General features: G+C 68.0%; 22 protein-coding genes and 1 pseudogene. 7 read left to right on the top strand and 16 right to left on the bottom strand.

Annotated elements, in window-relative coordinates:
- Nucleotides 1-32: 32 nt before the first annotated feature.
- Together G6N18_RS02080 and G6N18_RS02075 are read right to left on the bottom strand one after the other, a co-directional pair.
- Entirely contained in the window at nt 33-530 is a 498-nt protein-coding gene (locus G6N18_RS02080; RefSeq protein WP_067216958.1) for a polyadenylate-specific 3'-exoribonuclease AS, read from the bottom strand.
- On the bottom strand, nt 530-1429 hold the full coding sequence (locus tag G6N18_RS02075) for a hypothetical protein (RefSeq protein ID WP_083000713.1): 900 nt from the start codon (nt 1427-1429) through the stop codon (nt 530-532). The genes G6N18_RS02080 and G6N18_RS02075 overlap by 1 nt, the downstream gene beginning before the upstream one ends.
- Nucleotides 1430-1594: 165 nt before the next feature.
- Here G6N18_RS02075 and G6N18_RS02070 point away from each other — a divergent pair, with 165 nt between their 5' ends.
- A complete protein-coding gene (locus G6N18_RS02070) occupies nt 1595-2878 on the top strand; it encodes a glycosyltransferase 87 family protein (RefSeq protein WP_083000715.1) in 1284 nt (427 codons plus the stop codon).
- Here G6N18_RS02070 and G6N18_RS02065 read toward each other — a convergent pair.
- The 5 genes from G6N18_RS02065 to G6N18_RS02045 form a co-directional block, all read right to left on the bottom strand.
- Complete coding sequence (locus tag G6N18_RS02065) at nt 2875-3600, bottom strand: lysophospholipid acyltransferase family protein (RefSeq protein ID WP_083000717.1); 726 nt, start codon at nt 3598-3600, stop codon at nt 2875-2877. The two genes, G6N18_RS02070 and G6N18_RS02065, sit on opposite strands and share 4 nt — an antisense overlap.
- A gap of 84 nt (nt 3601-3684) precedes the next feature.
- A complete protein-coding gene (locus G6N18_RS02060; protein WP_083000835.1) occupies nt 3685-4080 on the bottom strand; it encodes a hypothetical protein in 396 nt (131 codons plus the stop codon).
- Nucleotides 4077-5354, bottom strand: coding sequence for an ArsA family ATPase (locus G6N18_RS02055; protein ID WP_083000718.1), 1278 nt, complete (start codon nt 5352-5354; stop codon nt 4077-4079). Before G6N18_RS02055 ends, G6N18_RS02060 begins: the two co-directional genes overlap by 4 nt.
- On the bottom strand, nt 5351-5788 hold the full coding sequence (locus tag G6N18_RS02050) for an SRPBCC family protein (RefSeq protein ID WP_067216951.1): 438 nt from the start codon (nt 5786-5788) through the stop codon (nt 5351-5353). Before G6N18_RS02050 ends, G6N18_RS02055 begins: the two co-directional genes overlap by 4 nt.
- Before the next feature lie 41 nt (nt 5789-5829).
- Nucleotides 5830-6219 (bottom strand): polyketide cyclase / dehydrase and lipid transport, encoded by a 390-nt coding sequence (locus G6N18_RS02045; RefSeq protein ID WP_067216948.1) that lies wholly within the window; start codon nt 6217-6219, stop codon nt 5830-5832.
- A 91-nt stretch (nt 6220-6310) separates the two neighbouring features.
- Between G6N18_RS02045 and G6N18_RS02040 the strand changes: the two genes are divergently transcribed.
- Entirely contained in the window at nt 6311-8110 is a 1800-nt protein-coding gene (locus tag G6N18_RS02040) for an AMP-dependent synthetase/ligase (RefSeq protein WP_083000720.1), read from the top strand.
- Here the strand turns inward: G6N18_RS02040 and G6N18_RS02035 are convergent.
- From G6N18_RS02035 to G6N18_RS02020, 4 genes are all read right to left on the bottom strand, one after another.
- On the bottom strand, nt 8098-9243 hold the full coding sequence (locus G6N18_RS02035; RefSeq protein WP_083000837.1) for a glycosyltransferase family 4 protein: 1146 nt from the start codon (nt 9241-9243) through the stop codon (nt 8098-8100). The genes G6N18_RS02040 and G6N18_RS02035 overlap by 13 nt on opposite strands.
- Nucleotides 9240-10097 (bottom strand): basic secretory protein-like protein, encoded by an 858-nt coding sequence (locus G6N18_RS02030; protein ID WP_083000721.1) that lies wholly within the window; start codon nt 10095-10097, stop codon nt 9240-9242. Before G6N18_RS02030 ends, G6N18_RS02035 begins: the two co-directional genes overlap by 4 nt.
- The gene (ripC, locus tag G6N18_RS02025; RefSeq protein WP_083000723.1) at nt 10066-11187 is read right to left on the bottom strand and encodes a peptidoglycan hydrolase RipC; all 1122 of its coding nucleotides are present in this window, start codon (nt 11185-11187) and stop codon (nt 10066-10068) included. Before ripC ends, G6N18_RS02030 begins: the two co-directional genes overlap by 32 nt.
- A gap of 153 nt (nt 11188-11340) precedes the next feature.
- Nucleotides 11341-11544, bottom strand: a complete 204-nt coding sequence (locus G6N18_RS02020; protein ID WP_059098908.1) for a hypothetical protein — start codon at nt 11542-11544, stop codon at nt 11341-11343.
- Here G6N18_RS02020 and G6N18_RS02015 point away from each other — a divergent pair.
- Nucleotides 11448-13499: pseudogene (locus tag G6N18_RS02015) on the top strand (DEDD exonuclease domain-containing protein); the annotation flags it as partial. The gene G6N18_RS02020 and the pseudogene G6N18_RS02015 sit on opposite strands and share 97 nt — an antisense overlap.
- Here the strand turns inward: G6N18_RS02015 and trpD are convergent.
- Complete coding sequence (gene trpD, locus G6N18_RS02010) at nt 13437-14504, bottom strand: anthranilate phosphoribosyltransferase (RefSeq protein WP_234806116.1); 1068 nt, start codon at nt 14502-14504, stop codon at nt 13437-13439. The pseudogene G6N18_RS02015 and the gene trpD sit on opposite strands and share 63 nt — an antisense overlap.
- A 69-nt stretch (nt 14505-14573) precedes the next feature.
- On the opposite strand from trpD, the gene ctaE reads away from it, so the two are divergent.
- Genes ctaE through qcrB form a run of 4 tightly spaced genes read left to right on the top strand, consistent with a single transcriptional unit; the run spans nt 14574 to nt 19007 of the window.
- Nucleotides 14574-15185, top strand: coding sequence for an aa3-type cytochrome oxidase subunit III (ctaE, locus tag G6N18_RS02005; RefSeq protein ID WP_082949203.1), 612 nt, complete (start codon nt 14574-14576; stop codon nt 15183-15185).
- 59 nt (nt 15186-15244) lie between these two features.
- Complete coding sequence (qcrC, locus tag G6N18_RS02000; RefSeq protein ID WP_059098905.1) at nt 15245-16051, top strand: cytochrome bc1 complex diheme cytochrome c subunit; 807 nt, start codon at nt 15245-15247, stop codon at nt 16049-16051.
- A gap of 29 nt (nt 16052-16080) precedes the next feature.
- Nucleotides 16081-17298 carry a cytochrome bc1 complex Rieske iron-sulfur subunit gene (gene qcrA / locus G6N18_RS01995; RefSeq protein ID WP_067216967.1) on the top strand — a complete coding sequence of 406 codons (1218 nt, stop codon included), beginning with the start codon at nt 16081-16083 and terminating at the stop codon, nt 17296-17298.
- The gene (gene qcrB / locus G6N18_RS01990) at nt 17295-19007 is read left to right on the top strand and encodes a cytochrome bc1 complex cytochrome b subunit (protein WP_083000728.1); all 1713 of its coding nucleotides are present in this window, start codon (nt 17295-17297) and stop codon (nt 19005-19007) included. The genes qcrA and qcrB overlap by 4 nt, the downstream gene beginning before the upstream one ends.
- A gap of 37 nt (nt 19008-19044) precedes the next feature.
- Here qcrB and G6N18_RS01985 read toward each other — a convergent pair whose 3' ends face one another.
- The 4 genes from G6N18_RS01985 to ctaC all read right to left on the bottom strand — a co-directional run bounded on the left by G6N18_RS01985 (nt 19045) and on the right by ctaC (nt 22262).
- A complete protein-coding gene (locus tag G6N18_RS01985; protein WP_083000729.1) occupies nt 19045-19737 on the bottom strand; it encodes a DUF2561 family protein in 693 nt (230 codons plus the stop codon).
- Nucleotides 19737-20588: an MmpS family transport accessory protein gene (locus tag G6N18_RS01980; RefSeq protein ID WP_083000731.1), complete on the bottom strand. Its 852-nt coding sequence runs from the start codon at nt 20586-20588 to the stop codon at nt 19737-19739. The genes G6N18_RS01985 and G6N18_RS01980 overlap by 1 nt, the downstream gene beginning before the upstream one ends.
- 198 nt (nt 20589-20786) lie before the next feature.
- Nucleotides 20787-21206 carry a cytochrome c oxidase subunit 4 gene (locus G6N18_RS01975; RefSeq protein WP_067216925.1) on the bottom strand — a complete coding sequence of 140 codons (420 nt, stop codon included), beginning with the start codon at nt 21204-21206 and terminating at the stop codon, nt 20787-20789.
- A gap of 9 nt (nt 21207-21215) precedes the next feature.
- Nucleotides 21216-22262, bottom strand: a complete 1047-nt coding sequence (gene ctaC / locus G6N18_RS01970) for an aa3-type cytochrome oxidase subunit II (RefSeq protein ID WP_083000732.1) — start codon at nt 22260-22262, stop codon at nt 21216-21218.
- Nucleotides 22263-22304 lie beyond the last annotated feature (42 nt).

Raw genomic sequence — 22304 nt, 5'->3', positions numbered from 1 at the left:
CGTTCATGGTAACGGCCCGCGACATGTGCTTTTCACCGCTGGGCCTGCGCTTGGCCGGTGGTCATCAGCTGAAACCGAAGCAGATTGTGGCGAGCGTCGACCAGCGCATCGTGGGCATCCCGCGGCCGCGGCGGCATCCGCGGCGAACCGCGCTCTTCCCAGTACTGCCGCAACTCCCGCGTGAAACGCGGGATCGCCGGCGGAAGGTCGGTCATCGGGCCCCACAGCTGGCACAGCACGACGTGGTCGTAGGCGCCCACCCAGGCCCACAGCTCGATCGGCTCGTCACCGTCGATGCCGAAGAAGTCCTCCAGCTCCGAGCGGATCTGGCTCCGCGAACGCCACAGCTGCGAGGCCGGCGGCGGAAGCTTGGGCAGCACGTGCTTGCGCACCCAGCTGCCCGCCCGTTCGGGGTTGAATTCGGTTGACACTGCGTAATATTCGCGGCCATCCTCGGCAGCCACTCCGATCGATATCAGCTCGATCGTGCGACCGTTGTCGATGAACTCGGTGTCGTAGAAGTAGCGCACTAAGCGGGTTCCTTTTCGGTTTCCGCCGCGACCGACCGGTCCCTCGGCGCCGGAGCGGCGCGGATTTCGCGGTCGAGTTGCTCATCGACCTCCGCGTCGTCAGGAAACTTGGGCATGCCGGCGACGGCGTCCTGCAACCACAGCTTGGCCTGCACCACGGGCCGCCGCAGCCAACGCTCCCGTTCCAGCGCCCGGTGCATCTTGCGGGGCCGGTTGGTGTAGCGCCAGCGCGCCCAGGGCGCGTGCGGGCGGGACAACCGGACCGCGCCGACGACGAGCAGCGGTGTGAGGAACATCCCGATGAGTCCCGTCCACACCTTGCCCTTGAGCAGCACGACGACGGCCAGCAGCAGGGTCAACACCGCCACCGCGATCACACCCGCCCGCGCGAGCAGATTGTGGTCGTCGCGCCAGATGTCGATGTCGAAGAACGACAACGGGTTGAAACCCAGGACCAGCAGGCCGGCGACCGCGACCGCGGCGAACACCGCATCGACCGAGGTCCGGCCGTCCTCGGCCCAGTACACGTCCTCCAGATGCAAGATCAACGCGAACTCGTCGAGGACCAGCGCCGCACCGATTCCGAAAAAGATTGCCGCCGCCGTGAATTCGGGTACTCCCCCGTCAACCGCCAACGTCACCATCGTCACGCCGGAGACCATGACCAGAACCACACCGATCACCACGTGGTGGATGTGCAGTCCCCCACCCTGTGCCGCCGAAACAGAGATGTTGCGCGGCTGCCACCACTTGCGCGGCGCACTGCTGTTCTGGTGGCTGCGGATGTACCGCACGATCGTGCGGATCACGAAGAACGTCAGAATGAACGCGACCAGGCAGAACACCAGCGGCACCCGCGCCGGGGGGATGGCGAAGTCGACGTGGATGTCCGCGAGCACGCAGAAAACCTACGCCGAGCCATGCGGACGCGAGGAGCAAGATGGGTTATGCGGACGCGAGGAGCAAGATGGGCCATGCGCCCGCGAGGAGCACGATGACCTGCGCGTGTCGTGGCCGGGATACCGGCCGACCTGCCGGTGCGCCCCGATAGTCTGGTCGATGACATGAGTATGTGGCGGTCGCCCGGCGGGGCTGGTTGGGGGCCAACGCTCGCCTGGCGGCTGTTCCAGTTGCTCACCCTGGCCGCGTTGGTCTGGGCGGGTTGGCGGTTGCTCGGCCCGGTTCCGTACCGCATCGACGTCGACGTCTACCGGATGGGCGGACAAGCCTGGCTGGACGGTCGACCGCTGTACGCCGACGGCGCGATGTTCCACACCCGGGGCGGGCTGGACCTGCCCTTCACCTATCCGCCGCTGGCCGCGGTGGCCTTCGCCCCGTTCGCGTTGTTGTCGTTGGAGGCGGCCAGCGCCGCGATCACGGTGACCACACTGGTGTTGCTGATCGTCGCGGTGACGATCGTGCTTCACCGGTGCGACGTCTGGTCCGAGACCTCGGTGACCGGCGAACCCGCCTGGCTGCGGCAGGCGTGGCTGGCCGCGGCCGTCGTCGCCCCGGCGGTGGTCTACTTGGAGCCCATCCGGTCGAACTTCGACTTCGGGCAGATCAACGTGGTGTTGATGACGCTGGTGATCGCCGATTGCGTGCCGCGCCGGACACCGTGGCCGCGGGGCATGCTGCTCGGGTTGGCGATCGCGCTGAAACTGACCCCGGCGGTCTTCCTGCTCTACTTCCTGCTGCGTCGCGACACCCGCGCGTTGCTCGTCACGGCGGCGTCCGCCGTCGTCGCCACGTTGGTCGGGGCCGCGTTCGCCTGGCGCGACTCGCTTGAGTACTGGACCGAGACGGTGCGCAACACCGATCGCATAGGCACCGCGACGCTGAACACCAACCAGAACATCGCGGGCGCATTGGCCCGGCTCGGGGTGGGCGAAGGACCACGGTTCGTGCTGTGGGTAATAGCCTGTCTCGCCGTGCTCGCGTTGACCGTGTGGGCGGTGCGACGGGTGCTCAAGGCCGATCAGCCCGTCCTCGCCCTGATCTGTGTGGCCATGTTCGGGCTCGTGGTGTCGCCGGTGTCATGGTCCCACCACTGGGTGTGGGCGCTGCCCGCGCTGGTGGTCACGGCGCTGGTGGCGTACCGAAGACGGCACCCGGCGCTGGCCGTGGTGGCGGGCGCGGGTTTGGCGCTGATGGTGTGGACGCCGATCACGCTGATGCCCGAGCACAAGGAGACCGCGGCTTCGCTGTGGCGACAACTGGCCGGCGGCTCCTACGTGTGGTGGGCGATCGCGGTGATCCTGGTGGCCGGCACGGTGGCGGGCGCGATCAAGCCGGCGCAGCGCAGCAGGCCGGTCGTCGACGCGACGCCGGTGCCCGCGGTCAATTAACCGGCAGCTACTTCCGGCATGCGGGCCGACGGCTTCATCGCGTCGTCGGCCCTGCCCTCCTTGATGTCGGTGGCGTAGAGGTCGACGTACTCCTGACCGGACAACCGCATCAACTCGTACATCACCTCGTCGATGACCGCGCGTTCGATGAAGCGGTTGCCCGCCAGACCCTCGAAGCGGCTGAAATCCATCGGCTTGCCGAATTTGACCTGCACCCGACCGAAGCGCCACATCTTGCTGCCCGGCGGGTTGACGACGTCGGTTCCGATCATCGCGACCGGAATCACCGGCACGCCGGTCTGCAGCGCCAACCGCGCCAGGCCGGTCTTGCCCTTGTAGAGCCGTCCGTCGGGCGACCGGGTGCCTTCGGGATACATCCCGAGCAGCTTCCCCTCGCCGAGGATGCGGCCGGCCGTGTTCAATGCGCTCTGCGCGCTGTCGGCGTCGGTGCGGTCGATCGGGACCTGACCGGCGACGGTGTAGAACCAGCGGGTGAACCAGCCCTTGATGCCGGTGCCGGTGAAGTACTCGGCCTTGGCCAGGAACGTGATCCTGCGGCTGACCACCAACGGCAGATAGAAGCTGTCCGCGACGGCAAGGTGGTTACTGGCCAGAATCGCCGCGCCGGAGTGCGGAAGATGTTCGAGCCCTTCGACTTTCGGCCGACCCAGCAACGACAGCAGAGGTCCCATGAAGATGTACTTGAACAGCCAATACCACATGGGCCCTCCCGGTGATCGAACACCGGCCGGTGTTCTGCGACAACTTTACCCACGCACTGTGGATGCGACCACAGCGAGGAACACTTACTCCTCGACTGTGACGGGGATGTGTTGATAGCGGCCCGGCGGTGGGGGCGGCTCCGGCCCGTCCGGACCGGGGTCGGTCGGCGGTGCAGGCGGTCCGTCCGGCGGTTCACCCGGCCCCGTCGACCCGGCCTGCCGCTCGGCCTGATCGAGAACCGCCCGGACCACGGCCAGCAACGCGACGCTGTGCTCGGCGATGACCGTGAGCAGCGGATGCTGTTCGCCGGCCACCAGGGCCGCAAGCGCACAGACGGGGCACCACAGCTGCTGGCACTTGCCGGCGCCACTGCCCATCGCGCGGGCGGCGGCGAGCCGCACCGCAGGGTCGAGGGTGTCCAGGATCGTCTGCGCGAGTTGGCGCAGCTCCGGCCCGAGATCGGCGTGCGGGCCAGTCACTTCGGCCACACCTCCGGATTCGGACGGAACCGCACGGTCAACTCACATCCTCGCAATTGCGCGTCCACCACGATGCACCTACGCAGCACGGACGCTAGACGGACCCGGCGCCGCAAGGCGCCGGCGCCGATGATCAAGTCGTCGTCGACCCTGCCAAGCGATAGCGCCGAAGAGTCGACCTGCGGTAACTCTAGCCGCAACCGGTAGACCGCTTCGAGGCCAGAGCCGGACTCGCGGTCGACGATCGGGCGCAGCGGCCCCGGCGGCGGCGTGCCGTCGCGACGCCGTGCGCTGTCCAGCAATTCGCCGAGCGCCTTGGCCCCGATCGGTTCGCCGGCCATATGGGGCACCAGCACCAGCCGGACGTCGCCGATCGTGGCGTCGAGTTCATCGAGGACCGCTCGCTGCTCCGAGATCCGCTCGGTATACCAGTCGAACGCGGGATGGTCGGGCAGGTTGCGGTACTCGTACGAATCGTCTTGCACCAGGATTTGATTGACGATCAACTCCGCAACCTGAACACCCATCAGGGACAGCGAGCCCAGCGTCCGCGCCGCCTCCGCCGCCACCACCCGCTCGGCCGTCATCACCAGATGGGCACTGACCTTGGACTCGTCGGTGAGCAACGTGCTCAGCCGCTCGGTTCCGGCGCCGACCCGCTCGAACAGGGCGACGACGGCCGCGGTGTGTGGGTCGTCGGTTCCGGTGGACAGCCGTCGGTGCCGCGGCCACGCCCGCTCCAGATACAGACCGAACGTCGCGGGCAGGGTGAGCATGCGCAGCGCGTCGGCGGTCGATGCACAGTCCACCACGACGCGGTCCCACCGCCCGCAGGCCGCCAGCTCGCCCACCTCGTGCAGCCCGAGCACCTCCTGGACACCTGGCAGTGCCGAAAGCTCTTCCGGAGCAACGTTTCCCAGCTCCGACTGGGGAAATCTGCCGGACAGCAAGCCGGCGATCTCGCGCCACCTCGACTCCAGCAGCGCCAGTGTGTCCAGCGCGAGCGCGTCCAGGGATCCGCCACCGGCGACGTCTCCCCCGGTTTCCAGGTCGGCGAACACCCGGGTCGGCTTGCCCGATCCGGTCGGCGTCACCGTCGTACCGAGCACGTCGCCGATGGAGTGCGCCTGGTCGGTCGAGACGATCAACACGCGCAGGCCCGCCCGTGCGTCTCGCACGGCGGTGGCGGTCGCCAACGTCGACTTGCCTACTCCGCCTTTACCGACGAACAGGCTGATTATGGCGGCAGAGGTGTCGGTGGCATTGGCGCTCACTCAGCCTCGACTCGTTTCTTGAGGTCCTTCAGCGCGGTGTCGGTCAGGCGCCGTTCGGCCTTGCGCTTCAACAACCCGATCATCGGAATGACCAGATCCACCGACAGTTCATAGGTGACCTCGGTTCCAGATCCCTTGGGTGCCAGTCGGTATGCCCCTTCCAGGGACCTCAGCAGTGAGCTGGACACCAGGCTCCACTTCACCGACTTGCGGTCCGGTGGCCAGTCGTACGACAGCACCATCGTGTCCTTGAGTACGGCGGCGTCCAACACCAGCCGGGCGGTCTTCGGGTAACCCTCGGCGTCGGCCTCGAGGACCTCGGTCTCCTTGTATTCGGCCACCCAGTCCGGATAGGACCCGATGTCTGCGATGACGTCCATGACCGTCGAAGGGTCGGCATCGATGTGAATGGTCTGCGCCGTCTTGTCCGCCACGGTGAAAATCTACCCTCCCCTGCTGGCGACGGGACGAAGCATCAGGCCAACGGCGAGACGCCCACCGGGCGCGTGGCCTCCAGCCGCTGCTTGACCTCGAACGCCATGTTCTTACCCGCGACCCGTCGCCGGTGGTTCACCTTGGCCAGATTCATCTTGGCCAACTGCCACGCCGCCACCCCCGACGGCTCGGCATGCAGAAAGTAGTGCAGGACGACGCCATCGAGCACCGGTTCCAGCCAGATCTCCATCGTCCCGGTCAGCGCGCCGGTGACGGTCCAGCGGTGGCCCTTCTCGCCTCGGTCCTCCACCACCGTCAACCGCAGGTCGGGCCACCAGCGACGCCAGCTCGCGGGATCCGCGACGTACCGGCCGACCTCGACGGGGTCGGCTGCGACGAAGGTGTCATCCGCAATCTGGATGCTGTACATGGCCTACCAGCTTCACATACGGACCTGACCCGGCAGATCGCGGCCGACTAGGCTGGGACCAGCAGACCAGCCGGATCGGGAGGCCAAGACCGTGCGTGAGTTCAGTGAGTCCGCAACCTTCACGGTGGGCGAGCACGACAACGTCGTCAGCTCCGTGTTCGACCACGAGCGCGACGATCCCGACCATGTCATTTTCCAGCGTCTCGTCGACGGCACATGGATCGACGTCACCTGCAAGCAGGCCGCCGACCAGATCCGGGCCACCGCACTCGGTTTGATCGCCAAGGGCGTCGCCCCCGGCGACCGCGTCGCGCTGCTGTCTGCGACCCGCTACGAGTGGCCCATCCTGGATCTTGCGATCCTGGCCGCCGGCGCGCTCACCGTGCCGATCTACGAGACCAATTCGCCAGAACAGGTGAAGTTCGTGCTCTCGGACTCCGAAGCGGTGCTGATCATCGCCGAGACCGACGCGCACGCCGACAAGATCGAGCACCTCGAGAACGAGCTGTCCGCGCTGAGGCAGGTACTGCGCATCGAGGGCTCGGGTACGCCGGCGCTCGACGAGCTCGCCGAGGCGGGAAAGTCGGTCGACGCCAAGGCACTCGACGAACGGTTGGCCGCGCTGAAGGCCGCCGATCCCGCGACACTGATCTACACCTCCGGCACCACCGGCCAGCCCAAGGGCTGCCAACTGACCCACTCCAACCTCGTCTACGAGATCCGCGGCGCCAAGGACTGCTTCCCGACGCTGCTGGACAAGGGCGAGAAGATGCTGGTGTTCCTGCCGCTCGCACACGTGCTGGCCCGCGCGATCACGCTCGCGGCGTTCACGTACAAGGTGACGCTCGGCTTCACCAGCGACATCAAGAACCTCGTGCCCACGTTCGGCGTGTTCAAGCCGACGCTGGTGGTCTCGGTGCCCCGGGTGTTCGAGAAGGTGTACAACACCGCCGAGCAGAACGCCCGCAACGACGGCAAGGGGCGCATCTTCGAGATCGCCGCCAATACCGCGATCGACTACAGCAAGGCGCAGGACAGCGGCGCCCCCGGGCTGCTGCTGCGGGCCAAGCACGCGCTGTTCGACCGGCTCGTCTACGGCAAGCTGCGCGCGGCGCTCGGCGGCGACTGCCGCGGCGCGATCTCCGGTGGCGCTCCGCTGGGCGCCCGGCTGGGTCACTTCTACCGCGGTGTCGGGCTGCCCATCTACGAGGGTTACGGCCTCACCGAGACCAGCGCCGCGATCACGGTGAACCGGGTCGACGACGCCAAGGTCGGATCGGTCGGAAAGTTGTTGCCCGGCAACAGTATGCGCATCAACGACGATGACGAGCTGTTGGTCAAGGGCGGCGTGGTGTTCACCGGCTATTGGCGCAACGACGAGGAGACCGAGGCCGTGTTCTCCGACGGCTGGTTCCACACCGGCGACCTCGGCGCCATCGACGGCGACGGCTTCTTGACTATCATCGGCCGCAAGAAGGAGATCATCGTCACCGCGGGCGGCAAGAACGTCGCACCGGCGATCCTGGAGGACCGGTTGCGGGCGCACCCGCTGATCAGCCAGGCGATGGCGGTCGGCGACGCCAAGCCGTTCATCGGCGCGCTGATCACCATCGACCCTGAGGCGATCGAGGGATGGAAGGAACGCAACAGCAAGAACGCGGACGCGTCGGTCGGTGACCTGGCCACCGACCCCGACCTGACCGCCGAGATCGACCTGGCGGTCAAGGAGGCCAACCAGGCGGTGTCGAAAGCCGAGGCGATCCGCAAGTTCCGCATCCTGCCCGTGGACTTCACCGAGGACACCGGTGAGTTGACCCCGACGATGAAGGTCAAGCGCAAAGTGGTGGCGCAGAAGTTCGCCAGCGATATCGAGGCGCTCTACGAGGGGTAGAGCAGGTTCGACAACCGCTGCGCCTGCGTGTGCCACTGCCAGTTGTCGACCACCCAGCGCCTACCCGCCGCGCCCATCTGCGCCGCCCGCTCGGGATCGGCGAGCAGGTCGCTGACCGCCGCAGCGATCGCGCCCACGTCCCAGCCGTCGACCACCACGCCCGTTTCCCCGTCGCGCACGGTCTCCGGCGCGCCCCCCGAGCGGCCCGCCACGACCGGCACGCCCGAAGCGGACGCCTCGAGATAGACGATGCCGAGTCCCTCGACGTCCAGACCGGCGCCGCGGGTGCGGCATGGCATCGCGAACACGTCGGCCATGGCGTGGTGGGCGGGCAACTCTTCGCCGGGGACGGCGTCGGTGAAGACGACGTGTTCGGCCACCCCGAAGCTGTGCGCCAGCTTGTGCAGCGACGATCGGTACGGGCCACCGCCGACGATCACCAGCGCCGCGCCGTGCACACGTTGCCGGATCGCGGGCATCGCCCGGATCAGCATGTCCTGCCCCTTACGGGGCACCAGCCGCGACAGGCAGACCACGACCGGCCGGTTCCCGAGCCGGTAGCGGGCGCGCAGTTCGGCGCGCGCGACCTCGTCGGGGGTGAACCGGTCGGTGTCGACCCCGGGCGGCAAGTGCTCGAGCGCGGCCCGCGGCCCGAACGCCGACGCGAACCGGCGCCGGGTGTACTGGCTGACGTAGGTGATCACATCGGTCCCGGATCCGATGCGGCGCAATGCCGTTCGGGCGAGCGGAAGCATCGACCAGCCGACCTCGTGGCCGTGCGTGCTGGCGATCACCCGACGCGCGCCGGCGTCGCGGGCCAGCGGCGCCATCAGCGCCAGCGGAGCCGCCGCACCGAACCACACCGTCTCGGCGCCGTGCTCCTCGACGAGACGCCGCATCCGGCTGATCACCCCCGGCTCGGGAAGCATCAGCGTGCCCGGATGGCGCACCACCTCGTAGCCGGCGGCGGCTGCCTCGGCGTCGAACGCGTCGGAGTCCTTCCACTTCGGCGCGTACACCGTCAGCTTGTGCTGTCCGGCGGCGACGAGATGGTCGACCAGCGACTGCAGATACGACTGGATGCCGCCACGGCGCGGCGGAAAGTCATTGGTGACCAAAAGGATCCGGCTCATGTCTGACCGGTCGCCCACTGCTGCCATTGCGCCAGCAGCGACGCTTGGCCCACGCCGAGGGTGTCCTGCACCGCGGTCGCAACATCGGGGTGACCGGGGCTGCACGCGCGCTGATACAGCTCGCGTAGCGTGCCGGGACCGTACCGGTCGGCGACGAACCGGCTGAACCACCAGGCTCGGTCGTAGGCCAGCGAGCGCTCGGGTCCGGCCAGCTCGGCGTCAGTGGGCAGCCTCACCGCCGAGGGGCCGGGCCGCGGCGTCGCGGGCCGGGCGACGTAGTCGGCCACCCCCTCGGTGAGCCAACGCGGCGCGTCGGGCGCGGTCCTGGCGCGGGCCGCGTAGTGGAATAGCTCGTGGCGCAGCACGATTCGCAGTGCGGCATCGCTCATGTCGGCGGCGCCGGGGGCGAACATGATCCGCTCGGCCGTCGCGGTGGCCGCGGTGTGCGAGTCACCGCCACCGACGGCCGCGAACTGGGCATCGCTGCCCGCGACGGCGATCACCACCTCGGGTGGCCACTGCGGGCCCCAGAACGCGGTGACCGCGTCCGCCGCGCCGTTCATCTCGACGGCGATGCGGGTCAGCAGCTTCTCGGTGCGCGGTCCACCGAGGCCGATCAACCTGACCGTGCGGTCGTCGTTGAGCGTCTGGACGCGCGATTCGGCGGTCGGCGTCGTCAGGGCAGTCGGGTTGGCCGGGGTGGCCACTGACGGAACGGGCGCGACGTCGGCGCGGCCGATCAGAAGCAGCGCACAGATGAGCTCGGCGACGAGGAGCGCCGCGAGTCTGGATCTGCTCCTGGGATGCGCGGCCCTCCGGCGGTCAGTAGCGGCGGACGTTGTAGATCGGCGCATTGTCCACCGGAGCGACTCGCACCGGCGTGCCGTAGGTCGAGGCGTGCACCATCATTCCGTCACCGATGTAGATGCCGACGTGCGACGCGTCGGAGTAGTAGGTCACCAGGTCGCCGGGCTGCATCTGGTCCCTCGACACGGCCTGCCCGCCGTTGGCCAGCGCCTGGCTGGAGTGCGGCAGCGAGATGCCGGCCTGCTGGAACGACCACATCACGAGCCCGGAGCAGTCGAATGCATTCGGACCGGAACCGCCCCACGAGTACGGCGAGCCGATGCGGCTCAGCGCGGCCTGGATCACGGTCGCCGAGTGCCCGCCCACCGGCGGCGCCATGTCACCGGGGGGGATGGCACCTGGAACCGGCGGCGCGGCGATGACCGCGGGATCGGAACCCGGCGGCGGTGGTCCGGGCGGGGGGACCGGGGGCGCGGGCGGCATCGCGGCGAGCGCCTCGCGCTGACGCGGCGTCAGCGCCTGGTACTGAGACTTGACCACGGCGATCTGGACCTGCAGGCGGCTCTGCTTCGATTGCAGCTCCGCACGCACGGCTGCGGCCTGTTCGGCGGCGGTCTTCGCCTCGGCGGCCGATTTCGCGGACGCCTCCTCGGCCAGAGCCGCCTTCCTGCCGATGTCGCGGTAGCTCTTCATCTGTGCCGACATCTCGGTGGCCATCACCCGTTGCACCGACAACTGGTCGATGAGACCCTGCGGCGAGCCGGCGGTCAGTATCGCGTCCAGCCCGTCGGTCCTGCCTCCCATGTACTGCGCCGCAGCAACTTTGTCGACGGCCGCCTGGAAGGTTGCCAGCTGATGTCTCGCCTTGTTGGCGGCCGCGACGTCGGCGGCATGCTTGGCCTCCACGGTCTGCTGGATGGCCAGCTTGTTGTTGAGATCGAGCTGCGCCGAATGCATCGCCTCGGTGGTCTGCTCGGCCTGTCGCGAGAGCTCGTTGAGCTTCGCCAGCGCATCGTCGGCCGGATCAGCCTGCACACTGCCGGTGAAGATGCCTGCGAGGACGGTGATACCGACTATCGCACTGACGAAGGGTCGTCGAAACCCGCGTGTGGTCAAGCGCGTACGGTCGAGCCTCAAGATTTGCGCCCTTCAACTTCCGTGACGAAGCCGCGTCGAAAACGCTATTAGGTCTCAGACAGGTTACGAAACGGCATCGGGGTTGTCCAACAGAAGACGCAAATTTAACAGTCGCCCTGCATTTCGATTCCCCGCCGGTCCCACCGCGTGTCGTCAGGCGACACCGGAACTGCCGTCCCGGTGAATCGGGACCAGCCGCAGCCGCGGCGCCAAACCCACGTCGGCAAGCACCTCCAACGCGCGGCGTTCGTCGTCGAACAATGTGTCGGGTACTCCCAACAAGACGCTCACGACGCAGTCCTGACAGCCTGGTCCGCGGACCGCACAGTCGTCGCAGTCGATCTTCACCGTGCCCACGAATGGCTCCTCTCGGTCGGTGCTGTCCGCACGCTATCGGGGGCCACCGACAACTTCATCGCGGTCAAGCGTGGCAACCCGCCCCTGTCGGTGCCGTTTCCTACCGTCAGCGCATGAGCCAGCTCAGCTTCGCCGATGTTGACGGCCAAGCTGACGTCTCACTGCACGACACCACCTTCGTCGTCGTCGACCTGGAGACCACCGGCGGGCGGGCCACCGGCGACAACCACGACGCGATCACCGAGATCGGCGCGGTCAAGGTGCGCGGCGGCACGGTGCTCGGCGAGCTGGCCACGCTGGTGGACCCCGGCCGCAGCATCCCGCCGCAGATCGTCGCCCTGACCGGGATCACCACGGCGATGGTGTGCGACGCGCCGAGGATCGAGTCGGTGCTCCCGGCGTTCCTGGAGTTCTCCCGCGGAGCGGTGCTGGTCGCGCACAACGCCGGCTTCGACATCGGGTTCCTGCGGGCGGCCGCCGAACGCTGTCAGATCAGCTGGCCACGACCGCCGGTGCTGTGCACGGTGAAACTGGCCCGTCGGGTGCTCACCCGCGACGAAGCGCCCAGCGTGCGGCTTTCCGCGCTGGCCCGGCTGTTCGCCGCCGCCACTACCCCGACGCACCGCGCCCTCGACGACGCCCGCGCCACGGTCGACGTCCTGCACGGTCTCATCGAGCGGGTGGGCAATCAGGGTGTGCACACCTATACCGAGTTGCGGTCGTACCTGCCCGACGTCACACCCGCGCAGCGGCGCAACCGTCACCTCGCCGCGGCGCTGCCGAACCGGCCGGGGGTCTACCTGTTTCGCGGCCCGGCCACCGAAGTGCTCTACGTCGGCACCGCCGTCAACCTGCGTCGGCGCGTCGGGCAGTACTTCAACGGCTCCGATTCGCGCACCCGCATCAAGGAGATGGCCTCCCTGGCCACCGCGGTCGACCATGTCGAGTGCGCGCATGATCTCGAGGCCGGGGTGCGCGAACTACGACTGCTGGCCGCCCATGCGCCGCCCTACAACCGCCGGTCGAAGTTTCCGCACCGGTGGTGGTGGTTGGTGCTGACCGACGAAGCGTTCCCGCGCTTTTCCGCGGTGCGAGCACCGCAATCAGGCACAGCGGTGCGAGCACCGCAATCAGGCACAGCGGTACGTCCTCATGACTTCGACTCGGCCATCGGGCCGTTCCGGGTGCGCTCGGACGCCGTCGACACCGCCGCGCTGCTCGCCCGGTTCACCGGCGTGCGAACGTGCACCCGCAAGCTCGCCCGAACCGCCGTGCACGGCCCGGCGTGCCCGGAACGTGAGGTGTCACCGTGCCCGGCGCCGCGCGACGTCGGCGCCGCCGACTACGCCGAGGCGGTAGCACGGGCGACCGACCTGATCAAGGGGCGCGACGACCGCGCGCTGGGCGCCGTGCTGGCCCAGATCACCGAGCTGGCCGACCGCGGCCGATACGAGACGGCGGCGCGCCTGCGGGATCACGCGGCCAACGCGATCGACGTGCTGTGGCGCGGGCAGCGGCTGCGGGCGCTGGCGGCCATTCCGGAGCTGGTCGCGGCACGGCCCGACGGCGCGGGCGGATGGCAGCTCGCGGTGATCCGCAACGGCCAGCTGGCCGCGGCGGGCAACGCGGCGCGCGGCGTGCCACCGATGCCGGTCATCGACGCGATCTGTGTTGGCGCACAAACCGTCATGCCGGGGGCCGCACCGCTGGGCGGCGCGCTGGTCGAGGAGACGGCGTTGATCGCACGGTGGTTGCACCAACCGGGAGTGCGCATCGTGCGCACCGCGAGCGGATACTGCTCGCCGGTGCACGCGGCCGGCCGGTGGTCGTCGTGGGCCGCGTCGGCGCGCTCCGCGCGGCTGGCCGCCGAGCAGTACGAGAGGTCGGACGTCTCAAGCCTTTTGGGTGAACCGCACCCAACGCGCGAGGAGCTGTTCGGCCGCTCCGGAGTCGATGGCCTCGGCCGCCTTGGCCAGCCCCGTCTCCCAAGCCAGCACCCATTTGGCGTCGCTGGCTAGCCCCGCGTGCGCCACCAGAGCGCCGGCCGCGTTGAGGATCACCGCGTCGCGCACCGCACCGGGCGCACCGCCCAGCACCGCGCGCACCGAGGCGGCGTTCGATTCCGCATCGCCGCCGACCAATTCCGACAACTCCGCACGCTTGAAGCCGAACGCGGCCGGGTCGAACGTCAGCCGCTCGACAGTGCCCGCCTGTACCCGCCAGATCGTGCTCGTCGTGGTCGTGGTCAGCTCGTCGAGGCCGTCGTCGCCGTGCACGACCAACACGCTGGACCGGCGGGTCGCGAACACGCCGGCCATCACCTCGGCCAGATCGGCCCAGGCGCAGCCGATCAGCCCGGCCCGCGGAGAGGCCGGATTGGTCAGCGGGCCAAGCAGATTGAAGACCGTCGGCACCCCGATCTCGCGGCGCACCACGCCGGCGTGCCGGTACGACGGATGGAACTGCGGCGCGAACGCAAAGCCGATGCCGACTTCGGCGACACTGCGCGCGACGTCGTCGGGACCGAGGTCGATGCGCACGCCGAGCGCCTCGAGCGTGTCCGCCCCGCCGGACAGCGAGGAGGCGGCGCGGTTGCCGTGCTTGATCACCGGAACGCCCGCGGCGGCGACGACGATCGCGGCCATCGTAGACAGGTTCACCGTGTTGGATCCGTCGCCGCCCGTGCCCACGATGTCGACGGTCTCATTGCCGATGTCGTCGGTCGGCACCCGTCGCGCGTGCTTGAGCATGACTTCGGCCAACTCCGTCACCTCGGCCGACGTCGGGCGCTTCATCTTCATCGACACCCCGAAGCCGGCGATCTGCGCTGGGGACGCCGCGCCGGTCATGATCTGGTCCATCGCCCATGCCGCCTGGCCGGTCGTCAGCGACTGACCGGTGGTGAGGCGGCCCAGAATCCGGGGCCAGGTGAAAGGATCAGGGTTTTCGGGGGAAGCCACCACGCGATTATTGACGAAACTCCGGACCCGGGTGGAGTTCGACAACTACAAAGCGTCATACTTGCTCCTGTGACGAGCGCTGTAGGGGCTTCGGGAACCGCAATCACGTCGCGAGTACATTCGCTGAACCGGCCGAACATGGTCAGTGTCGGCACCATCGTGTGGCTGTCCAGCGAGCTGATGTTCTTTGCTGGCCTGTTTGCGATGTACTTCACCGCACGTTCGCAGGCGGCCGGCGAGTGGCCGCCACCGCCGACGGAGTTGAACCTGGTCCAGGCCGTTCCGGTCACGCTCGTGCTGATCGCCTCGTCGTTCACCTGTCAGATGGGCGTGTTCGCCGCCGAGCGCGGCGACATCTTCGGACTGCGCCGCTGGTACGTCATCACGTTCTTGATGGGGCTGTTCTTCGTGCTGGGCCAGGGCTACGAGTACATCCAGCTGGTCCACCACGGCACCACCATCGCCAGCAGCGCCTACGGCTCGGTGTTCTACATGGCCACCGGCTTCCACGGATTACACGTGATCGGTGGGCTGGTCGCCTTCGTGCTCCTGCTGGCCCGCACCCGGATGAGCAAGTTCACCCCAGCTCAGGCCACCGCTGCCATTGTGGTGTCGTACTACTGGCACTTCGTCGACATCGTGTGGATCGCTTTGTTCGCCGTCATTTACTTCGTCCGTTGATCGGCTCGCCGATGTGTCCGTTGATCGGCTTGCCGATCGGTCCGATGAGAAGGGGTTCGATGACCGACAAGTCGCGCCGTCGGCTGCGCCGGCGCCTGTCAGGTGCTGTGCTGCTGCTGCTCGGACTGGGCGTCGCAGGTGGCCTGGCAGCCACCCTCACACCGACGCCACAGGTTGCGGTCGCCGACGAATCGCAGTCGGCGCTGCTGCGCACGGGCAAGCAGCTGTTCGACACCTCCTGCGTCACCTGCCACGGCGTGAACCTGCAGGGCGTCGAGGACCGCGGCCCGAGCCTGATCGGCGTCGGCGAGGCGGCGGTCTACTTCCAGGTGTCCACCGGCCGCATGCCGGCGATGCGGGGTGAGGCGCAGGCGCCGGACAAGCCCCCGGTGTTCGACGAGGCGCAGACCGACGCGCTCGGCGCCTACGTGCAGGCCAACGGCGGTGGTCCGGTCGTCCCGCGGGACGACAACGGACGCGTCGCCCAGGAGTCGCTGCTCGGTGACGACGTCGCCCGCGGCGGCGACCTGTTCCGGCTGAACTGCGCGTCGTGCCACAACTTCACCGGCAAGGGCGGCGCCCTGTCGTCGGGCAAGTACGCACCCGACCTCGGCGATGCCAAGCCCGCTCAGATCTACACGGCGATGCTGACCGGCCCGCAGAACATGCCGAAGTTCTCCGACCGGCAGCTGTCGCCGGACGAGAAGCGCGACATTGTCGCCTACGTCCGCGAATCGGCGGAGACTCCGAGCTACGGCGGCTACGGCCTCGGCGGGTTCGGCCCCGCGCCGGAGGGCATGGCGGCCTGGATCATCGGCATGGTGGCCGTCATCGCCGCGGCCTTGTGGATCGGAGCGCGAGCATGAGCGAGCGAGAAGCCGGAGGCGGATCGCGGATGGATGGAAAACCGGACCACGGCACCTCGGACACCCCGCAGGGCACCGACGCGCCCGGTCACGCCGGCGTGCCGGGTCAACCCACCGACGCCCAACTGGCGGCGATGTCGCGTGAGGAGCTCCTCGAACTAGGCGGCAAGCTCGACGGCGTCGAGATCGTTTACAAGGAAGACCGGTGGCCCGTCGCCGGTACCAAGGCCGAGAAGCGCAGCGCCCGCGTGGTGTCGTACTGGCTTCTGCTGGGCGGATTCTCGGGTCTGGCGCTGGTGCTGGTGTTCTTGTTCTGGCCCTGGGAGTACAAGCCGTACGGCTCCGAGGGTCAGTTCCTGTTCAGCCTGACCACTCCCCTCTACGGGTTGACGTTCGGACTGTCGATCCTCGCGATCGGCATCGGTGCGGTGCTGTATCAGAAGAAGTTCATCCCCCAGGAGATCTCGATCCAGGAGCGCCACGACGGCAGCTCCCCCGAGATCCAACGCAAGACGGTCGTGGCCAATCTGAGCGACGCGCTGGAGACCTCGACGATCAAGCGCCGCAAGCTCGTCGGCCTTTCACTGGGCATCGGCCTGGGCGCGTTCGGCCTGGGCACGCTGGTGGCGTTCATGGGCGGTCTGATCAAGAACCCGTGGAAACCGGTGGTGCAGACCGCCGAAGGCAAGAAGGCCGTGCTGTGGACGTCGGGGTGGACACCACGCTACGAGGGCGAGACGATCTACCTGGCCCGCTCCACCGGCAATGGCACGTTCGTCAAGATGCGGCCCGAGGACATCGACGCCGGCGGCATGGAGACCGTGTTCCCGTGGCGCGAGTCCGACGGTGACGGCACCACCGTCGAGTCGCACCACCATCTCGCCGAGATCGCGATGGGTGTGCGCAACCCGGTCATGCTGATCAGGATCAAAGCCCAGGACATGCCCCGGGTGGTCAAGCGCAAGGGCCAGGAGAGCTTCAACTTCGGTGACCTGTTCGCCTACACCAAGGTCTGCTCCCACCTGGGTTGCCCCGCTTCGCTATACGAGCAGCAGTCGTATCGCATCCTGTGTCCGTGCCACCAGTCGCAGTTCGACGCGTTGCACTTCGCGAAACCCATATTCGGCCCGGCTGCGCGTGCCCTCGCGCAGCTGCCCATCACCATCGACCAGGACGGGTATCTCGTCGCCAACGGCGACTTCATCGAACCCGTCGGGCCGGCCTTCTGGGAACGGAAATCAGCATGAGTCCGAAATTGCCGAAACCCCCCGCCCTCGCCGAAATCGCGGCCGCGCAAGGCGAAGCCATCGATTCGCGCTACCACCCCTCGGCGGCGGTGCGACGCCAGCTGAACAAGGTCTTCCCCACCCACTGGTCGTTCCTGCTGGGCGAGATCGCGTTGTACAGCTTCATCGTCCTGCTGATCACCGGCGTCTATCTGACGCTGTTCTTCGACCCGTCGATGGCGGAGGTCACCTACGACGGCGTCTACCAACCGCTGCGCGGTGTGCAGATGTCCAAGGCCTACGAGTCCACGCTCGACATCAGCTTCGAGATCCGCGGCGGCTTGTTCGTCCGTCAGATACACCACTGGGCCGCACTGCTTTTCGCAGCCGCGATCATGGTGCACCTGGCTCGCATCTTCTTCACCGGCGCATTCCGAAGGCCACGTGAGGCCAACTGGGTGATCGGTGCGCTGCTGCTGATCCTGGCGATGTTCGAGGGCTACTTCGGTTACTCGCTGCCCGACGACCTGCTCTCGGGCATCGGGTTGCGCGCCGCACTGTCGTCGATCTCGCTGGGCATGCCGGTGATCGGCACCTGGCTGCACTGGGCGCTGTTCGGCGGCGACTTCCCGTGCGGCGGCGTGGGATACGAGTGCTCGACCGACGGTATCTGGATTCCCAGGATGTACGCGCTGCACATTCTGCTGATCCCGGGAATCATGTTGGCGCTCATCGGGCTTCACCTGGCCCTGGTGTGGTTCCAGAAGCACACCCAGTTCCCCGGGCCGGGTCGCACCGAGTCCAACGTCGTCGGCGTGCGTGTGATGCCGGTGTTCGCGGTGAAGTCCGGCGCGTTCTTCGCGATGACCGTCGGCATCCTGGGCCTGATGGGTGGGCTGCTGACGATCAACCCGGTGTGGAATCTGGGGCCCTACAAGCCGTCTCAGGTGTCGGCCGGCAGCCAGCCCGACTTCTACATGATGTGGACCGAAGGTGTGGCGCGTATCTTCCCGCCGTGGGAGATCTACCTCGGCAACTACACCATCCCCGCCTCGACGTGGGTGGCGCTGTTCATGGGGCTGGTTTTCATCCTGCTGATCGCCTACCCGTATCTGGAGAAGAAGCTCACCGGCGACACCGCACATCACAACCTGCTGCAGCGTCCGCGCGACGCCCCGGTGCGCACTGCGCTGGGTGCGGCGGCCATCTCGCTGTACATGCTGCTCACGCTCGCCGCGATGAACGACATCATCGCGCTGAAGTTCCACATCTCGCTGAACGCGACGACGTGGATCGGCCGCATCGGCATGGTGGTGCTGCCCGCGATCGTCTATTACATCGCCTACCGGTGGGCCGTCGGCCTGCAGCGCAGCGACCGCGCTGTGCTCGAGCACGGCATCGAAACCGGCATCATCAAGCGGCTGCCGCACGGTGCCTACATCGAGCTGCACCAGCCGCTGGGCCCGGTCGACGAGCACGGTCATCCGATTCCGTTGGAGTACCAGGGCGCTGCCCTACCCAAGCGGATGAACAAGCTGGGTTCCGCGGGTGCTCCGGGTACCGGCGGCTTCCTGTCCGCCGATCCGCTCGACGAGCACGAGGCGATCACCGCCGCAGAGCGCGCGGGCGAACGCAAGGCGCTCACCGCACTGGCCGAACACCAGGCGCGCAGGGGCTCCTCGAACGGACATGACTCAGCCGATGGGGAATCGCCCAACGGCCACCACTGAGGTGCCCGTTGACCGAAAAGCGCCCGCCTTTAAGGAATTACGCGCCCTGCTGATCCGGCAGGGCGCGTAGTTCTTTGAGGTAGAACCACGGCACGACGGGCATGGCCAGCGTGACGAGCGCGGTCAGCACGTAGAACACCCACGCTGCGACGTTGCTGTCCACCGCCATCAGGTAGGTGGCCACGCCGATGGCAACCATGGCGACACCGATTGCGCACGCGATCACCACGGCGCAACGCAGCCACAGTAGATCGACGGCTGCCGAGCCGGATTCGGGCGCTTCGAGCGTGCGCAACGGTCTCGGCGCCGCATACGCCGACTGCGGATCGACGCCGGCCCTCGCGCCCGCCGGCCTCAGTTTCTCGGTGGCCGACGTCGCGTCCGTCGCCCGGCTCTGCCCCGCCGCGGTCGCGGAACGGGTCGCCTGTGGCGGTTCGGCCAGGGCTTCCCGGCGCGCCCGCAGCAGCAGCGGCACGGCCCCGATGATCACCACCGCCGAGATCCCGATGACGGTGTAGAGCAGCCAGGGCGTGCCGGCGTCCCCGGAGGACTCGGCGTGCCCGCGGCCCAGGTCCACCAGCGCCACGGTGGCGGCGACGCCGGTGCCGAGGGCGACCAGCCAGATCGCCGCGCACGAGCCCAGCAGGATGCGGTCCGTGCGGTCCAGTTCACTGGGATCCAGTGCGGGGGTCAACCGTGAACGCCCCGACGCGTCGGTGTCGTAGGTCATCAGCAGCTGGTCTGCGCGGAGTTGTTGGTGTTCGAGGACAGCACCGTCCCGTCGCTCGTGGTGATGGAGCAATTGAGCCGACTGACCAGGAACAGGCTGGACGCCTGTACCGAGCCGACTTCGGACTGCGAGATCGGGGTCACGGTCAACGACCACGGGATGTAGACGTTGCGCTGGGTGCGGCTGCGCCCCGACGCGTCGATGTAGGTCACGGTGATGATGTCTCCCGGTGCTTTGGTTCCCGTCACCGAATAGGTGACCTGGCGCGGGCCCGAGCGGGTCGTCGTGGGCGGCGGTGGCGGCGGCTGTGTGGTCGCCGGCGCCGGTGGTGGCGGCGGCGGTTCGGCGGGTGCGGGCGGCGGCGGCGGCGGCGCCTGGGTGACGGTCACCGTCTCCGGCGGCGGTGGTGGTGGCGGCTCAGCCGTCGTGGGCGGAGGCGGCGGTGGCGGCGTGGTGGTGGTGATCTCGTCCTGCACCGGCGGCGCCACGGTGGTGGTCGACGTTTCCGGTGTCGCGAGGTTGTCGGTGTCGGTGCGGGTCACCAGGACCGACACCGATGCCACCAGCGCGATGGCCGCGACGATCGCCGCCACCCCGACGACCCACGGCCATCGGGGCGGGGTGGGTTGGTCGGCCGGCTCGCCCGGTTCGTAGCTGTCGTAGTCGTACAGCGAGGAGTCGGCGGGCACGTATGGGCCTGCGGTGAACTGCTCGGACTCCGGCGCGGAGTACGCCCGCGAGTGGAATTCCGTATCGCTGGTGTCGGGTGCCGGCTGATCACCGGCGCCTCGATCCGGCTCCTGACTTCGGAAATCCGACCCTTCGTCATCCGGGGGATTCGGCCCGCTCATTTACGCCTATCCTTCTCGACTACTCAACCGGCGCGACACGCCAACAGGTCCGATTGCCGGCTCGCCGGCGGCGGCTGACCGTGCCTCGGCAACATTACCCAACCGCGTCACCTGGGTGGATCACCCGGCACGGTCTACCGGCGAAGTGGTGGCCTGATTGTGACCTTGTGCCGCCCGCACCGCAGGCTGCCCAGTCGGTCAGTGCTTCTCGGGGCCGGTGTAGTACTCGAATACCAGGCCGGCGACCGTCGTGACCACGAAGCAGATACCCGCCACGATGAGCCAGGGCAGCCACAGCGCGACACCGACCGCGGTGATCGACGCCGACAGCGCGATCATCACCGGCCACCAGCTGTGTGGGCTGAAGAAGCCGAGCTCGCCGGCGCCGTCGCTGATCTCGGCGTCTTCGTAGTCCTCCGGCCGGGTGTCCAGGCGCCGGGCCACGAACCGGAAGAAGGTGCCGGTGATCAGGGTCAGGCCGGCGGTCAGCACCAGCGCGGTGGTGCCCGCCCACTCGATGCCGCCGTACTGGAACATCCCGGTCAGCACCGCGTAGACGACGGCGGCGAGGACGAAGAACGCGGTCAGAAACTCGAACAGCCGGGCTTCGATATGCATGTGGTGTCCCTACTTGCTGGCCTGCGAGAGCTGGGGCGCCAGTTCGCCGCGACGGGTGTCGAACGGATGGGTGGTGACGGCCTTCGGCGGCTGGTTGATCGCCTGCAGCGCCTGGGCGTTGGTCTTACCGTCGATGCGCTGCTGCAGATACGCCTTGAAGTCGTTGGGCTCCACCACCCGTAGCTCGAAGTTCATCATCGAGTGGTAGGTGCCGCACATCTCCGTGCACCGGCCGACGAACGCCCCGGTCTGGTTGATCTCGCTGATCTGGAACGTGTTGTCGGAGTTGTTCGCCCGCGGGTTGGGCATCACGTCGCGCTTGAACAGGAACTCCGGCACCCAGAACCCGTGGATGACGTCGGCCGAGGCGATCCGGAACTCGATGCGCTTGCCGGACGGCACCACCAGCACCGGGATCTCATTCGACGAACCCAGCGTCTCGACCTTGTCGAACGCCAGATACGAGCGGTCCTGCGGGTGCTTGCCCGCGATCACACCGAACTCGCCGCCGTGCTCGCCCTCCAGGCCCTCCGGGCCGGACGCCACCGCGGCCGCCCGCTCGGGGTCGCCGCCCTCATAGGTGAACGTGCCGTCGGAGAAGTCCACCTTCTGGTAGCCGAACTTCCAGTTCCACTGGAAAGCGGTGACGTCGACGACGACTTCGGGATTCGGTTCCTCGTGCAGCATCCTCTCCTGCACCACCACGGTGAAGTAGAACAGCACCGAGATGATCAGGAACGGCACCACGGTCAGAACCAGCTCCAGGGGCATGTTGTAGCCGAACTGGCGCGGCAACTCCGTGTCAGTCTTCTTGGCCCGGTGAAACGCCGAAGTCCAGAAGATCAGGCCCCACACGATCGCGCCGACGACCAGCGAGGCGATCACCGAGCCGATCCACAGTTCGCGGTTGAAGTGGGCTTCGGGAGTGATGCCGTTCGGCCACCCCAGGCCCAGCACCTCGGACCAGCTGCAGCCACTGAGCAGCAACGCCGTAGCACCCAGGACGATTGACAGCGACGCCGTTCGCGCCACCGCCTTCAGCCCGCGAGGTGTCACGTTGAAGCCTCCTAGAAGTCGGTGACGCGCGACCGCGGTGCG

Origin of the sequence: Mycolicibacterium celeriflavum, from assembly GCF_010731795.1 — a bacterium.
GTDB lineage: Bacteria > Actinomycetota > Actinomycetes > Mycobacteriales > Mycobacteriaceae > Mycobacterium > Mycobacterium celeriflavum.
Note: the sequence above shows the minus strand (reverse complement) of the source record. Positions and strands in the feature narration are given on the sequence as shown.

What these genes read in the sequence shown, in the direction of transcription:
- G6N18_RS02065 (WP_083000717.1), bottom strand. Translation starts at nt 3,600, where the DNA reads ATGTGGTATTGGCTGTTCAAGTACATCTTCATGGGACCTCTGCTGTCG.
- qcrA (WP_067216967.1), top strand. Translation starts at nt 16,081, where the DNA reads ATGGATGGAAAACCGGACCACGGCACCTCGGACACCCCGCAGGGCACC.
- G6N18_RS02030 (WP_083000721.1), bottom strand. Translation starts at nt 10,097, where the DNA reads ATGCGCCGATCTACAACGTCCGCCGCTACTGACCGCCGGAGGGCCGCG.
- qcrC (WP_059098905.1), top strand. Translation starts at nt 15,245, where the DNA reads ATGACCGACAAGTCGCGCCGTCGGCTGCGCCGGCGCCTGTCAGGTGCT.
- G6N18_RS01975 (WP_067216925.1), bottom strand. Translation starts at nt 21,206, where the DNA reads ATGCATATCGAAGCCCGGCTGTTCGAGTTTCTGACCGCGTTCTTCGTC.
- G6N18_RS02035 (WP_083000837.1), bottom strand. Translation starts at nt 9,243, where the DNA reads ATGAGCCGGATCCTTTTGGTCACCAATGACTTTCCGCCGCGCCGTGGC.
- qcrB (WP_083000728.1), top strand. Translation starts at nt 17,295, where the DNA reads ATGAGTCCGAAATTGCCGAAACCCCCCGCCCTCGCCGAAATCGCGGCC.
- G6N18_RS01980 (WP_083000731.1), bottom strand. Translation starts at nt 20,588, where the DNA reads ATGAGCGGGCCGAATCCCCCGGATGACGAAGGGTCGGATTTCCGAAGT.
- G6N18_RS02070 (WP_083000715.1), top strand. Translation starts at nt 1,595, where the DNA reads ATGAGTATGTGGCGGTCGCCCGGCGGGGCTGGTTGGGGGCCAACGCTC.
- G6N18_RS01985 (WP_083000729.1), bottom strand. Translation starts at nt 19,737, where the DNA reads ATGACCTACGACACCGACGCGTCGGGGCGTTCACGGTTGACCCCCGCA.
- G6N18_RS02045 (WP_067216948.1), bottom strand. Translation starts at nt 6,219, where the DNA reads ATGTACAGCATCCAGATTGCGGATGACACCTTCGTCGCAGCCGACCCC.